Raw genomic sequence first — 15,513 nt, forward strand, 5'->3', positions numbered from 1 at the left:
ATCCTGTCTTCCTCTGAAAGAGTGGAGGAACGGGTGGCTTGAGGCTGCGAGGGAGGCTGCGGTGAAAGCGACATTGGGAGGATGTATCGCGCTTGCTCTGGTTTTTTCGAGCGTGCCGCGGGGTTCGCCGGACGATGGCTTTTCTCCTGACAAAGTGATCTCCGAAGATGACGCACGGATTATCAGTGCCCGGCTCTACTCGGTCATTTTGATCAGAGCATGTAGAAACGGATGGCGATACCCTTTGAGCCATGTGAAAAGCGGCTTCAGGCGCCACTTCGCCGAATTCAAGCTGCAGCTTATCAGCGATGGTTACACCATCGTTCCAAATCGCGCGGTCCACGGTGGCCGCAATCAGCGGCGGGCATCAGCGGTCATTGCCAACGATCGCATCGCGCCCCGGTTTGGCTGTGCCCGGCAATATTGGCTGGAGGAACGGCGGTAGCGGGAAGGGCGGGATAGCCCGCCCTTCCCAGCGTGCGATATCAGGCGTTGATCAACGCCAGCTTTGCCCGCGCTGCCAAAATCTGCGAGCAGGCATTGGCCGCCTCTACGCCCTTGACGACAAAATGGTCGGTAAAGAAGCGGATATGCTGTTCGGATTCCTGGAAGTTGTGCGGCGTGAGCACTGTCGAGAGCACCGGCACACCGGTGTCGAGCTGAACGCGCATCATGCCGTCGAGCACCGTTCCGGCAACGAAATCGTGACGGTAGATACCGCCATCGACGACAAAGGCGGAACCGATGATGGCCGAGAAGCGGCCGGTCCTGGCCAGTGTCTGGGCGTGCAGCGGGATTTCAAGCGCGCCGGGAACGTCAAAGATCTCGACGTCGGAAGCATTGCCGCCAAGCTTCTGCCAATGGGCGACGAAGGAGTTGACGCATTGATCGACGATATCGGCGTGCCAGCGCGCGCGGATGATGGCGATTTTCTGGGTCGGATGGGAAGCGATTGTCATGTCAGTCTGGCCTTTCAAGGTTGCCATTTTTCAATGATCCCCTTGGGCGAACACGCAGGCGCGGAGGCCCCTTTTAGACAAGGTGCCACTTGGTCTGCTTGCTCTCTTTCATCCGGACTTTAACCGTCGGCTCCGGAATTCAACCGGATCTGCTGACCTTCCTGTCTCTCTGCTAACATAGGGACATGAAGCGCTCGCGGGCTCCGGGAATTGCTCCCCGTTACCGCCGGTGGGGAGTTTCACCCCGCCCTGAGAACGTGCAAGGTCAACTATAAGGATTGGCAGGCGGGCGTCAAATGCGGTGAGCGACGCGTACAATGAAAAAGGCGACAGATTTTTCCTGAAAATCCGTCGCCTGAAACATATTTTTTGCGCGTTGCGGTTATTCGCGAATGATCAGAAGGTCGCTTGCGGTGAACCGCAGTGTGGCGATTTCGCTGACAGCCGGCGGCATCAGCCCGGGCGCGTTGAACATGTCGAATGAGATGACAGCGTCGCCGACCTTCATGCGGGTACGGATGACCGAGCCGAGGAAGTTCGAAGAGACGACTGCGCCGGTCAGGGCTGTGTCGCCCTTGGCACCTTCGGCGATCGATCCCGCCTCCGGGCGCAGTGCCAGCGAGACCTTGTCGCCCGCCTTGGCACTCGAGCCGAGCGGTTCGCGCAAGGTGATTTGCTGATCGCCAATGATGATCCGGTTTGTTGCCGGATCGACGACCTTGGCTTCGATCAGATTGAGTGTCCCGACGAAAGAGGCAACGAAGCGTGTGGCCGGCTTGTTGTAGATGTCGAACGGCGTGCCGATCTGGTCAGCGCGGCCCGCGTTCATGACAACGATGCGGTCGGAGATCGAAAGGGCCTCTTCCTGGTCGTGGGTCACGAAAACCGTGGTGATGCCGAGCTGCTGCTGGATCTGGCGAATTTCCTCGCGCAGCGATACGCGGATCTTGGCATCGAGCGCCGATAGCGGCTCGTCGAGCAGCAGCACCTGGGGCTTTGGCGCAAGCGCACGGGCAAGCGCCACACGCTGCTGCTGGCCGCCGGACATCTGATATGGGTAGCGATCGGCGAGGTGGTCGAGATGGATGAGGCCAAGCATTTCCTTGACGCGGGTATCGACCGCCGATTTATCCATGCCGGCAATTTTCAGGCCGAAGGCGACATTGTCGTGTACGGTCATGTTCGGAAACAGCGCATAGGCCTGGAAGACCATGCCGATATTGCGCTGGTTCGGCTTCAGCTCATTCTGGTTGCGGCCGTTGATGAGAACCGTTCCGGCCGACGGCGTTTCGAAGCCGGCGATCATGCGCAGGATTGTCGTCTTGCCGCAGCCTGACGGTCCGAGAAAGGAGACGAATTCTCCCTTTTCGATGGTCATATCGAAATCCTTGACCACCTGGACGGGGCCAAAGCTCTTCTGAATGCCTGAGAGTTCGAGAAAGGACATGGACGATCAATACCTCAGGGCTTGGCGGGAGCCGATTTGCTGAAACGGGAGACGAGCTGCAAAAGAATCATGCATCCCCAGGTGATGGCAAACGCGATGACCGCGAGCGCCGGCGGCTCATAGGCGCGGTTGGCGCCGATCAGCTGCAGATAGGGACCGAAGGCCGGGCGGTTAAGCAGCGACGGCATGGTGAACTCGCCGATGACGATGGCAAAGGTGATGAAGGCGCCGGACAGAACGCCGCTCATGACATTGGGGAAGATACACTTGAACATGATGGTCGGCCAGGAGGCGCCGAGACTTTGGGCTGCTTCCGTCAACGTGCCGACATCGATGGTGCGCATTGCGGTATCGACCGAGCGGTACATGTAGGGCAGCGACAGCGTCATGAACGAGAACATCAGCAGCAGGTCCGTGCCCCGCGCCGAGCCCGTGAAAGGGATGTAGGACGACGAGTTGTAGATCCGCAGATAACCGAAGACGATGACGATCGCGGGGATGACCAGCGGCATCAATGTGATGAACTCGACGACCGGCCGCATCTGCGGCAGGCGCAGACGAACCCAGTAGGCGGTCGGAACCACCAGGAGCACACCGAAGACAATGGTCAAAAGCGCCATGACGATGGAATAGCTGAAGGATTCGCGAAACTGGACGTCCGAGAAGACCGAGCGATAGGCATCGAAGGAATATTCGCCACGGCGCATGCGCAGCGAGAATTCGAATGTGGCGATCAGCGGGATGATGAAGTAGGAAGCACCGAAGAAGATCGCGAGCCAGGCACCGATTTTTTGTGTCTTCATTTCTGCCACCGTTCGGCGCGCATGCGGAGCCAGATGTAGATGAGGTTTGAAATGCCGGTGATGACGATCATGCCGAGCGCCAGGGCGTAACCGAGATTGGGGTTGTGCAGAACGTCGCCGCGGATCTGGGCGTAAAGCTGGATCGGCACGATGTTGAAGGTGGACCCGGTCAGCGAATAGGCGGTCGCGATAGCACCAAACGCATTGGCGAACAGGAGCAGCGTCGTACCGAGAATGCTCGGGAACAGGATCGGCAGAGCAACCTTGGTCCAGTACTGCCTGTTGGTTGCGCCGAGAATTTCGGCAGCTTCGCGCCATTCCTTCTTCAGGCCGTCGAGTGCAGGCGTGATGATCAGCACCATCAGCGGAATCTGGAAATACATGTAGGTGATCGTCAGGCCGATGAAGCTCAACAGATTGAAGCCGGTGGCATAGAGGTTGATGCCGAACCAGTCGCGCAGGATCATGGTGACGAGGCCGGTGCGGCCGAGCGTCGCGAGAAAGGCGAAGGCGAGCGGCACGCCGGCAAAATTGGAGGCGACACCCGAAAAGGTCAGCAGCGACGAGCGGATCCAGGAGGGCAGGCCGCCGAGCACCACTGCCCAGGCGAGCCAGAAGCCGATCAGGGCACCACCGATCGAGGAGGCCAGGCTGATCTTGATGGAGATCCAGTAGGAGGCGACAATCTTGTCGGTAAACAGCCCGCCAATGTTCTCGAAGGTGAATTCGCCCGCCGGATTGAGGAAGGCGCCGGTGACGAGATAGAGCGTCGGGGCAACCAGGAACATCACTGCAAACAGCAGGAACGGCGTAATGCCGAGCCAGTCGATGGCCGTCTTCTTCAAATCAATGGCCCTGTTGGCGCTCATCCGGAAACCGTCTTGTAAAGATTGAAAAATAGCCTTCCCGCGCGGTCGCGGGAAGGCCTTGTTGCGACAGTCTTACTGTACGTTGGCGCCAACGACTGTATCCCAGCCCTTGGTGATGACTTCCTTGTAGGCTTCCTGCTGTTCGAGCGTCGGGAATACGGCCTTTTCATAGGCAGCGGCCGGCGGCAGCTTGTCGAGCAAGTCCTGCGGGATCTTGTTGTTCTTGGCAAGATCATTGAAGCGGATCGGATGGCAATAGCCCTTCAGCCAGCCGAGCTGACCTTCATCGGAATACAGGTATTCCATCCACAGCTTTGCAGCATTCGGATGCGGAGCGTAGGCCGAAATTGCCTGGACGTAGACGCCGGCAACAACGCCCGTAGCCGGGATGACGACGTCGACCGGCGGATTGCCGGCAAGCGTGTCGCGGTCGGACAGCGCATTGTAGTCCCAGCGCAGGATGATCGGGGTCGTGCCCTGTGCGAGCGGAGCCGACTTGCCGATGACCGGAACGAAATTGCCCTTGGCATTCAGTTCCTTGAAGAAGGCAAGACCTGCTTCGCCGGACTTGGCAACATCACCGCCGGCGCCCGAAAGGCCAGCTGCGAAAACGCCGGAGATTGCCTGGTTAGCAGTGCGCGGGTCACCGGCCAGAGCAACCATGTTGGCATATTCCGGCTTCAACAGATCGGCCCAATCCTTCGGGCTTTCTTTGACGAGGTCCTTGTTCACTTCGAAAGCCATGACGCCGTAGTAGTCGCCATACCAGTAACCTTCAGGATCCTTGGCTGTGTCCGGGATCGAATCCCAGGTTGCTACCTTGTAAGGCTGGATCAAGCCTTCGGCCTTGGCGGACGGGCCGAACGAGAGACCGACATCGATCACGTCAGGAGCCTGGTCACCCTTGTTGTTCTTGTTGGCCTTGATGGCTTCGATTTCGTCACCCGAGCCGGCGTCCGGGTTGAGTTCATTGACCTTCAGGCCGTACTTGGCCTTAAAACCTTCGATGACGCCGCCGTAGCCGCACCAGTCGTGGGGCAGGGCGATGGTCGTCAGGGTGCCTTCTGCCTTGGCAGCGGCAATCAGTTCGGCGCTCGGTTCAGCGGCGGCGATGGCGGTCGATGCCATGACCATGGCGGTCGAAAGCGAAAGCAGGCGGCGCATGTGTGAAATCACTGGTCTTCTCCTTTGGGTTATTTCAGTCAACTTCGAGGAAGCTGATACTGGGGTCCGATGAAGCTTATGTGACAGGTGTTGTCTCCTTTGCGGCCAGACGTTCGCAGGCGGAACACCTTCATTTCATTTTCAAAATTTACTTCCGCCTGGGTGCCGGCGTCACGTGTTTGTCTTGAATTGCGGATCGCGGCATCCCCGCACCGGTCAACCCGGCGCCACGCTCCGTAGGCACTTCCCCTCCTAAAGCGGCTTCCGAAAAAGCCTCGTTGAATCGAACAGCCCTTCGAGCGTTTTCATCCGGTCATGCGTCTCGTCCCAGATGGAACTCTGCACGGCCTCGATCAGCGCTTCGACGGCAAACAGGGTTACGACCGAGCTGTCCCAGGCCGAAGGCGCTTCGATCTGGATGCGAAAGACGCACCGCGCCGATTTGGCGATAGGCGAACTCCACTGGTCGGTGAACAGGATGATTTCCACGCCGCGTTCGCGGGCGATGCGCGACAGCGTTTCCATCTCCTGCTCGTAGCGGCGGATGTCGAACATGATCAGGACATCGCCCTTCTTCATATCGAGCACGTAATGCGGCCAGGAGCTGGAATTGGAGGCGATCTGGGTGACGCCGGAGCGGATGACCTGAAGATGCGTGAAGAAATAGTCGGCAAGAGCGCGGGTGATGCGGCCGCCGACGAGATAGATATTGCGCTTGCGCTCGGCAATCATCGCGGCGGCGCCGTCGAAATCGGCGGTTTCCAGCTGCGCCAGCGTCTCGCGCAGATTGTTCATTGTCGCATCGGCGAAACGGTTGAGAATATGCGTGCCCGGCGCATTGGCGGCCCAGCGGTCATGTTTGCTGATCGGATTTGAGATGGTCGCTTCAAGTTCCTGATGGAGGCGCGACTGGAAATCGGGAAATCCGCGGAAGCCGATCTTCTGCACCATGCGGGCGACCGTCGGCGTCGACACGCCGGCATTCTCGGCAACAGTCGTGATGCTGCCGAGTCCGGAGACCGGGTAGTTGTCGAGAAGCGTCGCTGCCAACTGTTTTTCCGCGCGGGTGAGCACGGCAAAATGGGCGTTGATCACATCCGACACCGTCATAGTGCCTGCGGTATTGGTCAAAATTCATCCCCTGGGCCGGTCTCTGCCAGCTTTGTGACAGATTAAACATCGCTGTCACAATTCGAGTCAATTGATTTTTTGAAGAGATCGTTTCAGATTCCGATTGACACGAAAGAAAACGTGAAGAATTCTTTTCAGTATCGGTAGTCGCCGGTGAATTGAGGAAAATCACCGGCCGTCCGCCATTTGCTTCCACGTCTGGTTTCAGGGGCTTTGAGCCTATCCGGGATATGCGTGGTGCCGATCAGGCAACCGGAAGGGGACCGGAGTTGACGGGACTTTTGACAGAGGCGGATGGATCGCCCGTAGCAGTGGAAAACCCGGAAGCGCTGAGCCCGGTCCTCCTGGTCTGTGAACACGCCTCCCGCCGCCTTCCGGAAAAGATGGGTTCGCTTGGGCTTTCCGAGGATGCTCTCAAAAGCCATATCGCCTGGGATCCCGGCGCACTTGCTGTCGCACAGCTTTTGGTCAAAAGCCTCGACGCTGCATTGATCTACCAGCGTTTTTCCCGCCTGGTCTATGATTGCAACCGTCCGCCGGAAGCGGAAGCGGCGATGCCGCCAGTCAGCGAAATCTTTGAAATACCCGGTAATGCAGCAATTTCACCAGCCGAGCGGCAGGCGCGAACGGACGCACTTTACGTGCCTTTCACCCGCACTCTCTCGGATTTTATCACCGCGCGAAAAGCTCAGGGCCGCGTGCCGGTTCTGGTGACGATGCACACGTTCACGCCAGTCTATCACGGCAAGCGGCGCGATGTCGAAATCGGCATCTTGCATGATGAGGATAGCCGGCTGGCGGATGCCATGCTGGCTGCTGCCGGAAAAACAACCCGTTATGCGGTACGCCGTAACGAGCCCTATGGACCGGCAGACGGTGTCACGCATACTCTGATCCAGCACGGCCTGAAGAACGGCCTGCTCAACGTAATGGTCGAGATCCGCAACGATCTCGTTTCAAATGAAATCGGCCAAAAGGTCATGGCCGATTATCTGACGGGTATCCTGGACGAAAGCCTGGCTGCACTGTCGCAATAAAAAGACCTGGGGAGCGGCATGTCCGCGGAGACTGGTCCATGGACTTCCATGGGCGGACTGGCATTTCGGCATCCGGCAATACCGCTGGAAGCTGGCTGATACAGGGGAAAAACATGTCAGACTATTCAGATACCGATAAACATGAGGACATGAAGGTCCTCCATTCGATGGGCTATGCGCAAGAACTCGAACGGCGCATGAGCTCTTTCTCGAACTTCGCCGTTTCTTTCTCGATCATCTGCATTCTTTCCGGCGGCATCAACTCGCTTGCCCAGGCAACCTCGGGTGCGGGCGGTGCTGCGATCGGCATCGGCTGGCCGCTGGGTTGCTTCGTTTCTCTCGTCTTCGCCGTCGCCATGGCGCAGATCAGCTCCGCCTATCCGACGGCCGGCGGCCTTTATCACTGGGGCTCCATCCTCGGCAACCGTTTCACCGGCTGGGTTACCGCCTGGTTCAACCTGCTCGGCCTCGTCACGGTTCTCGGCGCTATCAATGTCGGCACCTATTACTTTTTCATGGGTTCGTTCGGCACGCCGTATTTCGGCCTGGAAGACACCACGACAGTCCGTATCCTCTTCCTGGTAGTGATCACCGGCGCTCAGGCAATCGTCAACCACATGGGCATCGGCTTGACGGCCAAGCTCACGGACTTCTCCGGCTACCTGATCTTTGCAACGGCGATCGCGCTTTCGGTCGTATGCCTTGCCGCAGCGGACACCTATGAGTTCGGCCGCCTGTTCACGTTCTCCAACTATTCGGGCGAAGCCGGCGGCAATGTCTGGCCGGCAACTTCGGGCACCTGGGTCTTCCTGCTCGGCTTGCTTCTGCCGATCTATACGATCACCGGCTATGACGCTTCCGCCCATACGTCGGAAGAAACCGTCAAGGCGGCAACGTCTGTTCCGCGCGGCATGGTTTCCTCGGTTCTGTGGTCGGCACTGTTCGGCTATATCATGCTGTGCAGCTTCGTTTTGCTGCTCCCCAGCATGGACGAGGCCGCCAAGCAGGGCTGGAACGTGTTCTTCTGGGCGATGACCGAGCAGGTCAATCCGGTCATCAAGGACATTCTCTATCTCGCCATCCTGGTCAGCCAATGGCTGTGCGGTCTGGCAACGGTGACATCGGTTTCCCGCATGATCTTCGCGTTCTCGCGTGATGGCGGCCTGCCGGCATCGAAGGCTCTGGCAAAGGTTAGCCCGACCTACCGTACACCGGTAGCTGCGATCTGGACTGGATCGATCCTTGCCGTACTGTTCGTCTGGGGCTCGTCGCTCGTAACGATCGGCGAGACGCCGGTTTACACGATCGTCGTATCCTGCACGGTCATCTTCCTGTTCTTCTCCTTCGCGATCCCGATCACGCTGGGTCTGTTTGCCTGGGGTACGTCGAAGTGGGACAAGATGGGCCCGTGGAACCTCGGTGAAGGCGTTTTCAAGCTGTTTGCCGTTCTGACGATCCTGGCGATGATCCTGATCTTTGTGCTCGGCGTCCAGCCTCCGAATGATCCGGCTCTCTATGTGACCGTCGGCTTCCTGGTCCTGACCGGCATCGTCTGGTTCGGCTTTGAAAGCCGCCGTTTCAAAGGCCCGCCGATCGGCGACGAAGTTGCGCACCGCGCAGCTGAAATAGCGGCTGCCGAAAAGGCCGTTGGGCAGAAGTGATCCGCTAAAGACAGAGTGGAAGCCGCGTTCCGCGGCTTCCACGAGACGTCCACGAGACGCAGCCACGCAAGGCCGCGTTACGATCAAGCACGGGATTTTTTGCAATGAGCGCGAGCTATTCGTTTGAAGACTTGAAGAAGGATGTTGCCGAAGGCCGCATCGATACGGTTCTGGCCTGCCAGGTCGATATGCAGGGACGCCTGATGGGCAAGCGCTTTCACGCGCAGTTTTTCGTCGATAGCGCCTGGGAAGAGACCCACAGCTGCAACTACCTGTTGGCGACCGACCTCGAGATGGAAACGGTCAACGGATACAAGTCGACGAGCTGGGAGAGCGGCTACGGCGATTATACGATGAAACCCGACCTCTCGACGCTTCGCCGCATTCCATGGCTCGAAGGCACGGCGCTGGTTCTCTGCGACATGCTCGACCATCATACCCACAAGGAAGTGCCGCATTCGCCGCGCGCCATCCTCAAGCGCCAGATCGCCCGCCTTGAAGCCATGGGCCTCAAGGCTTTCATGGCGACCGAACTTGAATTCTTCCTGTTCGACCAGACCTATGACGCAGCACGCGAAAGCGGCTACCGCAACCTGAAGCTCGCCAGTGGCTACAACGAAGACTACCACATCTTCCAGACCACCAAGGAAGAGGACGTCATGCGGGCGATCCGCAACGGCCTGCAGGGCGCCGGCATTCCCGTTGAAAATTCCAAGGGCGAGGCATCGGCCGGCCAGGAGGAAATCAACGTGCGCTACGCCGATGCACTGACCATGGCGGACCGGCATGTGATCATCAAGAACGGTTGCAAGGAAATCGCCTGGAGCAAGGGCAAGGCGATCACCTTCCTTGCCAAGTGGAATTACAATGCCGCCGGCTCATCCTCGCATATCCACCAGTCGCTCTGGAGCGCCGACGGCAAGACACCGCACTTTTTCGACAAGGAGGCCAAATACGGCATGTCGGAAACGATGCGCCACTACGTCGCCGGCCTTCTGACCCATGCCAGCGAAATCACCTATTTCCTCGCACCCTACATCAATTCCTACAAGCGCTTCATGGCGGGCACGTTTGCGCCGACCAAGGCCGTCTGGTCGAAGGACAACCGCACAGCCGGTTATCGTCTTTGCGGCGAAGGCACCAAGGCAATCCGTATCGAATGCCGCGTCGGCGGCTCCGATATCAACCCTTACCTCGCCATGGCGGCACTGATTGCGGCCGGTATCGCCGGGATCGAGGGCAAGATGGAACTTGAGGCACCGTTCGTCGGTGACGCCTATGGCGGCAAGAATATCCGCGAAATTCCGGGTACGTTGCGGGATGCGACGCGCGCGATGAATTCGTCGAAGATGTTGCTTGATGCCTTTGGCGAGGATGTTATCGAACATTACACGCGCGCTGCCGAATGGGAGCAGGAAGAATATGACCGCCGCGTCACGGATTGGGAGGTGGCACGCGGTTTCGAGCGGGCGTAAGGCCTTATTTCGGGTGTAGTCGCACTCTATCTGCCACGGGCAGGCCAGCGGCCGGTCCGTGGCATCCAATATTTTCAAAGCCTAAAACAGGAAGATGATCATGACCATGATCCAATGCATTTCCCCGGTGAACGGGGAGGTTTACGCGGAGCGGCCGGCGGTTGACGCCGTTGCCGCATCCGCCGCCGTTGCGCGGGCGCGGATCGCGCAGAAAAGCTGGTCCAAGCGGCCGGTCGAGGACCGCGTCAAGCTGGTGCTGGCCGGTGTTGCACGCCTCAACGAGATGGTCGACGAGGTCGTGCCTGAGCTTGCCTGGCAGATGGGGCGTCCGATCCGCTACGGCGGCGAGTTCCGCGGCTTCAACGAGCGTTCCAACTATGTGGCAACGATCGCCGCCGATGCCCTGGCGCCAATCATTGTCGAGGACAGCGCCAATTTCGAGCGCCGGATCGAACGGGTCGCCCATGGCGTGGTGTTCGTTATCGCACCGTGGAATTATCCCTATATGACCGCGATCAACACGGTTGCTCCGGCGCTGATGGCGGGTAATACCGTGATCATCAAGCATGCCAGCCAGACTATCCTGGTCGGTGAGCGCATGGTGCGCGCCTTTGTCGAGGCCGGTGTTCCGGAAGATGTGTTCCAGAACATCTTCCTCGATCACGCAACGACGTCGCAGCTGATCGCGGCCAAGAGCTTTGATTTCGTTAACTTCACCGGTTCGGTTGAAGGTGGGCGGTCGATCGAGCGGGCGGCCGCTGGCACTTTCACCGGGCTTGGCCTCGAACTCGGCGGCAAGGACCCGGGTTACGTCATGGAAGACGCGGATCTCGATGCGGCCGTCGATACGCTGATGGACGGCGCGATGTTCAACTCCGGACAGTGCTGCTGCGGTATCGAGCGCATCTATGTCAACGAGAACCTCTATGACGATTTCGTCGAGAAGGCTGTCGCCTTTGCCTCGGCCTACAAGCTTGGCAATCCGCTGGAGCAGGAAACCTCTCTCGGGCCGATGGCGCACAAGCGCTTCGCTGCCGAAGTACGCTCGCAGACCGCCGAAGCCATCGCCAAAGGCGCCAAGGCTCTGGTCGATCCGAAGCTGTTTCCGCAGGATGATGGCGGCGCTTATCTTGCCCCGCAGGTTCTGGTCGATGTCGACCACTCGATGAAGGTGATGACCGAAGAGAGCTTTGGCCCCGTCGTCGGCATCATGAAGGTGAAGAACGACGCTGAAGCGCTGGCCTTCATGAACGATTGCAAATACGGCCTGACTACGTCGCTCTGGACCAAGGACCCGGAACGTGCTGCCCGGATCGGTAACGATCTTGAGACTGGTACCGTGTTCATGAACCGCGCCGACTACCTCGATCCGGCGCTATGCTGGACCGGCGTCAAGGAAACTGGCCGCGGCGGTTCGCTCTCGGTTATCGGTTTCCAGAACCTGACCCGCCCGAAATCCTACCATTTGAAGAAAGCCTGAACGATGACCATTACAGCCAACTGGAGCTACCCGACATCCATCAAGTTTGGGGCAGGGCGGATCAAGGAGCTTGCCGACCATTGCAAGGCGCTCGGCATCAAGAAGCCGCTTCTGGTCACCGACCGTGGCCTTGCACCGATGCCGATCACCCAGAACGCGCTCGATATCCTTGAGGCTGCCGGTCTTGGCCGCGCGCTGTTTGCCGATGTCGACAGCAATCCGACCGACGTCAATCTCGATGCCGGCGTAAAAGCCTTCAAGGCTGGCGGCCATGACGGTGTCATCGCTTTCGGTGGCGGTTCTGGCCTTGACCTTGGCAAGTGCGTCGCCTTCATGGCTGGGCAGAGCCGTCCGGTCTGGGACTTCGAGGATGTCGGCGACTGGTGGACCCGCGCCAGCGTCGAGGGCATTGCGCCGATCATCGCCGTGCCGACGACGGCCGGTACCGGTTCGGAAGTCGGCCGCGCCTCGGTCATCACCAATTCAGAAACCCACACGAAGAAGGTAATCTTCCATCCGAAGTTCCTGCCAGCGGTGACGATCTGCGACCCGGAACTGACAGTCGGCATGCCGACGGTGATCACCGCCGGTACTGGCATGGACGCATTCGCGCATTGCCTGGAAGCCTATTCCTCGCCGTTCTACCATCCGATGTCGGCCGGTATCGCGCTGGAAGGTCTGCGCCTCGTCAAGGAATATCTACCGCGCGCCTATAAGGATGGCACGGATATCGAAGCCCGCGCCAACATGATGTCGGCGGCTGCCATGGGCGCCGTCGCCTTCCAGAAGGGGCTCGGCGCCATCCATTCGCTGTCGCATCCGGTCGGCGCCATCTACAACACCCACCACGGCATGACCAATGCCGTCGTCATGCCGCCGGTGCTGCGCTTCAACCGTCCGGCGATCGAAGGCAAGATCGGCTTGGCGGCCGCCTATCTCGGCATTTCCGGCGGGTTCGACGGGTTCTATGATTATGTGCTGAAGCTGCGCGAAGACCTCGGCGTGCCGGACAAGCTGTCGGCGTTGGGCGTCGGCACAGACCGTATCGACGAAATGGCAGCGATGGCGATCGTCGACCCGACGGCCGGTGGCAATCCGGTCGAGTTGACACTCGATGCTGCCAAGAAGCTTTTCCGCGACTGCATTTAACGTCGATAGCATTGTTCCTGAGAAGCCCGGAAAACCTTTGTTTTCCGGGCTTTTTTCATGTCCGGGAGGCTTGATCTTGGCCGGGTAGTTAATTCGAGGGAGGGCGCATTCAGTCTTTGTTAACCACGATCTGAAAGGTTTGGTTAATCGAAGCGCGATGCGATTTGCGCTCCCCGAGAGCCATGCAGCGGCTCTGACTTTTCAGACAGGAACGGACATGCCAGTCATTACATTCGCAAACACCAAGGGCGGCGCGGGCAAGACGACTGCCGCGCTGATCCTGGCAACCGAACTGGCGCGCAGCGGCGCGCGCGTCACCATTCTTGATGCTGACCCGCAACACTGGATTTCCCATTGGCACGATATTTCGGGCAAGGTCCCGAATATCGAGGTGATTTCCTATGTGACGATGGCGTCGATCCAGACGCATATCAACGACAACCGGGCAACGACCGATTATTTCATCATCGACCTTGCCGGCGCGCGCAACACATTGATGGCAACCGCCATTGGTCTGTCGGATCATGTGATGATCCCGATCCAGGGCTGTGCCATGGACGCCAAGGGCGGCGCCCAGGTGTTGGAATTGCTCGGCCATCTCGAAGAAAAGGCCGGAATCCGTATCGATCATTCCGTCGTTTTGACGCGCGTCAACTCACTGGTGACGACGCGCGCATTGCAGGTGGTTAAGCAGCTGCTGTCCGAGAGGGCAGTGCGGGTGCTCGATACGCCGATCATCGAGCGCGCGGCCTTCCGTGATGTTTTTGACTGTGGTGGCACCTTGCAGACGATGGACCCCTTGCGGGTCAGCAATCTCGATAAGGCCTGTCAGAACGCCCGTGCCTTTGGTGACGAAGTGCGGCAGCTTGTTCCGCTCCGGTTGACCCGAAACATGCGCCGCGCCGCTTAATATCTGCGGGCTTTCCAATATTTCAAACGCCGCGTGGCTCGACGCGGCGTTTTGCGTTTCACGAACCCTAAAATCGGCGGTCGATAAAGTGCTTGGCCTGCGCGCCCGCATGATAGAAGGCAGACTTGACGCTACGCAAAGGATCGGGGGTGACTGGCGTTTCGGCGAGTGGCAACGCGTTGGGCTCCCCCATGACATGGTTTGCCAGCGCGCGGCCAAAGACGGTGCCAGGTGCGATGCCACGGCCGTTATAGCCGCTCACGGAAAAGACGTTCGGGGCCATCACGTGCATTTGCGGCAGGTTGTTCGTCGTCATGCCGATACGGCCGTCCCACCAGTATTCGAAGCGGAAATCGCCGAGCGCCGGAAACAGGGTACGCAGCGAGCGTTTTGCAAACGCGCGATGAGTACCTTCAGCGATCGCATCCAGGCGGCCAACGCTGCCGAAGATCAGACGATTCTGTTGGTCCATACGGAAGGACGTCATTACCAGCCCGGTATCCCAGCAACCTTGCCGCTCCGGCAGAATGGTGCGGGCGATGTGGTCGGACAGCGGATTGGTGGCAAACTGGAAGTAGGGCAGGATCGTCAGTTCTTGCGTGTACGTCGTCCACGGCGTCTGGGCGAGCATGTCGCCATAGGCGTTTGTGGCGACGATGATGGACTTGGCGGTGATGGTGCCGCCACCCGCCGTCAGCTTCCACAGGTCGCCCGTGCGCGCGGCGGCGCGCAGCGGTGTTTCGGTATAGATCTGTGCGCCGGCTGTAAGGGCCGCACGGGCAAGGCCTCGGGCATAGGCCAGCGGCTGGATCGTGCCGGCCCGCCGGTCAAGCAGAGCACCGGCAAAACCGGCTGCGCCGGTCAGCGATGTGGCACGATCGGCATTGACCACTTCGACGGGTGCACCAAACGTCTTCCACTGCCGCTCGCGGTCCTGAATATCCTTCATACCCTCGCCGCCGACTGCCAGGTGCAATGTACCGTTGCGGACGGCTTCACAGGCGATGCCATGTTTTTCGACAAGATGGTAGACCAGCGACGGGCCATCGCCGAGTTCCGTCAAAAGCCGCGTACCGACCTTGGCCCCGAGTGTGGCGATCAGATCCTCCGGCTTCGTCCACATACCAGCATTGACCAATCCGACATTGCGGCCGGAGCCACCGAAGCCGATCATCCTTGCCTCTACAATGGCAACGCTGACACCCTTTTCAGCAAGATGCAATGCCGCCGAAAGGCCGGTAAAGCCGCCACCGATCACGGCGACATCGACCGTGATATCGGTCGCAAGCGGCCCTGTTTGCGGGGCCGCCGGTGCCGTGGCATGCCAGAGGTTGGGAAGAGTGCGTTCGGCGGCCATTACGGCAATCCTTGTCTGTCGGAATTGGTGTTTCAGTTTTCCGACAGATAATGCATTGCCGCAACGTCTTT

Annotated in this window: 14 protein-coding genes and 1 riboswitch; of the genes, 7 read left to right on the top strand and 7 right to left on the bottom strand. The window is 59.2% G+C overall.

From position 1 onward, the window contains the following. Nucleotides 1–61 precede the first annotated feature (61 nt). Nucleotides 62–445 carry a hypothetical protein gene (locus tag ACSQ3J_RS09235; protein WP_436039026.1) on the top strand — a complete coding sequence of 128 codons (384 nt, stop codon included), beginning with the start codon at nt 62–64 and terminating at the stop codon, nt 443–445. Nucleotides 446–485: 40 nt separating this feature from the next. On the opposite strand, the gene ACSQ3J_RS09240 is transcribed toward ACSQ3J_RS09235, so the two are convergent. The 6 genes from ACSQ3J_RS09240 to ACSQ3J_RS09265 all read right to left on the bottom strand — a co-directional run bounded on the left by ACSQ3J_RS09240 (nt 486) and on the right by ACSQ3J_RS09265 (nt 6,352). Continuing rightward, entirely contained in the window at nt 486–959 is a 474-nt protein-coding gene (locus ACSQ3J_RS09240) for a 6,7-dimethyl-8-ribityllumazine synthase (RefSeq protein ID WP_436039226.1), read from the bottom strand. A 96-nt stretch (nt 960–1,055) separates the two neighbouring features. Next, a riboswitch (FMN riboswitch) is annotated at nt 1,056–1,220 on the bottom strand. Between the two features lie 121 nt (nt 1,221–1,341). Continuing rightward, the gene (locus tag ACSQ3J_RS09245; RefSeq protein ID WP_436039027.1) at nt 1,342–2,406 is read right to left on the bottom strand and encodes an ABC transporter ATP-binding protein; all 1,065 of its coding nucleotides are present in this window, start codon (nt 2,404–2,406) and stop codon (nt 1,342–1,344) included. A 14-nt stretch (nt 2,407–2,420) separates the two neighbouring features. Then, complete coding sequence (locus ACSQ3J_RS09250; RefSeq protein WP_113549720.1) at nt 2,421–3,209, bottom strand: ABC transporter permease; 789 nt, start codon at nt 3,207–3,209, stop codon at nt 2,421–2,423. Next, entirely contained in the window at nt 3,206–4,078 is an 873-nt protein-coding gene (locus ACSQ3J_RS09255) for an ABC transporter permease (protein WP_060506701.1), read from the bottom strand. The genes ACSQ3J_RS09250 and ACSQ3J_RS09255 overlap by 4 nt, the downstream gene beginning before the upstream one ends. A gap of 72 nt (nt 4,079–4,150) precedes the next feature. Then, a complete protein-coding gene (locus tag ACSQ3J_RS09260) occupies nt 4,151–5,254 on the bottom strand; it encodes an ABC transporter substrate-binding protein (RefSeq protein ID WP_060506702.1) in 1,104 nt (367 codons plus the stop codon). Between the two features lie 240 nt (nt 5,255–5,494). After that, on the bottom strand, nt 5,495–6,352 hold the full coding sequence (locus tag ACSQ3J_RS09265) for a MurR/RpiR family transcriptional regulator (RefSeq protein ID WP_060506703.1): 858 nt from the start codon (nt 6,350–6,352) through the stop codon (nt 5,495–5,497). 290 nt (nt 6,353–6,642) lie between these two features. On the opposite strand from ACSQ3J_RS09265, the gene ACSQ3J_RS09270 reads away from it, so the two are divergent. The 6 genes from ACSQ3J_RS09270 (at nt 6,643) to ACSQ3J_RS09295 (ending at nt 14,085) form a co-directional block, all read left to right on the top strand. Then, entirely contained in the window at nt 6,643–7,410 is a 768-nt protein-coding gene (locus ACSQ3J_RS09270) for an N-formylglutamate amidohydrolase (protein WP_156397736.1), read from the top strand. Between the two features lie 113 nt (nt 7,411–7,523). Further along, the gene (locus ACSQ3J_RS09275) at nt 7,524–9,071 is read left to right on the top strand and encodes an amino acid permease (RefSeq protein ID WP_060506797.1); all 1,548 of its coding nucleotides are present in this window, start codon (nt 7,524–7,526) and stop codon (nt 9,069–9,071) included. A gap of 104 nt (nt 9,072–9,175) precedes the next feature. Then, on the top strand, nt 9,176–10,546 hold the full coding sequence (locus ACSQ3J_RS09280; RefSeq protein WP_060506705.1) for a glutamine synthetase family protein: 1,371 nt from the start codon (nt 9,176–9,178) through the stop codon (nt 10,544–10,546). Nucleotides 10,547–10,646: 100 nt separating this feature from the next. After that, nucleotides 10,647–12,026: an aldehyde dehydrogenase family protein gene (locus tag ACSQ3J_RS09285; protein WP_060506706.1), complete on the top strand. Its 1,380-nt coding sequence runs from the start codon at nt 10,647–10,649 to the stop codon at nt 12,024–12,026. A gap of 3 nt (nt 12,027–12,029) precedes the next feature. Beyond that, entirely contained in the window at nt 12,030–13,175 is a 1,146-nt protein-coding gene (locus ACSQ3J_RS09290) for an iron-containing alcohol dehydrogenase (RefSeq protein ID WP_060506707.1), read from the top strand. Nucleotides 13,176–13,392: 217 nt separating this feature from the next. Continuing rightward, on the top strand, nt 13,393–14,085 hold the full coding sequence (locus ACSQ3J_RS09295; protein ID WP_060506798.1) for a ParA family protein: 693 nt from the start codon (nt 13,393–13,395) through the stop codon (nt 14,083–14,085). Between the two features lie 67 nt (nt 14,086–14,152). Here the strand turns inward: ACSQ3J_RS09295 and ACSQ3J_RS09300 are convergent, their stop codons facing one another. Beyond that, the gene (locus ACSQ3J_RS09300; RefSeq protein WP_060506708.1) at nt 14,153–15,442 is read right to left on the bottom strand and encodes an NAD(P)/FAD-dependent oxidoreductase; all 1,290 of its coding nucleotides are present in this window, start codon (nt 15,440–15,442) and stop codon (nt 14,153–14,155) included. Between the last annotated feature and the right edge of the window lie 71 nt (nt 15,443–15,513).

Source organism: Rhizobium sp. LjRoot98 (genome assembly GCF_964252935.1).
GTDB lineage: Bacteria > Pseudomonadota > Alphaproteobacteria > Rhizobiales > Rhizobiaceae > Pararhizobium.

Coding starts and splice junctions, on each gene's coding strand:
- ACSQ3J_RS09240 (WP_436039226.1), bottom strand. CDS start 959: ATGACAATCGCTTCCCATCCGACCCAGAAAATCGCCATCATCCGCGCG.
- ACSQ3J_RS09245 (WP_436039027.1), bottom strand. CDS start 2,406: ATGTCCTTTCTCGAACTCTCAGGCATTCAGAAGAGCTTTGGCCCCGTC.
- ACSQ3J_RS09250 (WP_113549720.1), bottom strand. CDS start 3,209: ATGAAGACACAAAAAATCGGTGCCTGGCTCGCGATCTTCTTCGGTGCT.
- ACSQ3J_RS09255 (WP_060506701.1), bottom strand. CDS start 4,078: ATGAGCGCCAACAGGGCCATTGATTTGAAGAAGACGGCCATCGACTGG.
- ACSQ3J_RS09265 (WP_060506703.1), bottom strand. CDS start 6,352: ATGACGGTGTCGGATGTGATCAACGCCCATTTTGCCGTGCTCACCCGC.
- ACSQ3J_RS09275 (WP_060506797.1), top strand. CDS start 7,524: ATGTCAGACTATTCAGATACCGATAAACATGAGGACATGAAGGTCCTC.
- ACSQ3J_RS09280 (WP_060506705.1), top strand. CDS start 9,176: ATGAGCGCGAGCTATTCGTTTGAAGACTTGAAGAAGGATGTTGCCGAA.
- ACSQ3J_RS09285 (WP_060506706.1), top strand. CDS start 10,647: ATGACCATGATCCAATGCATTTCCCCGGTGAACGGGGAGGTTTACGCG.
- ACSQ3J_RS09290 (WP_060506707.1), top strand. CDS start 12,030: ATGACCATTACAGCCAACTGGAGCTACCCGACATCCATCAAGTTTGGG.
- ACSQ3J_RS09295 (WP_060506798.1), top strand. CDS start 13,393: ATGCCAGTCATTACATTCGCAAACACCAAGGGCGGCGCGGGCAAGACG.
- ACSQ3J_RS09300 (WP_060506708.1), bottom strand. CDS start 15,442: ATGGCCGCCGAACGCACTCTTCCCAACCTCTGGCATGCCACGGCACCG.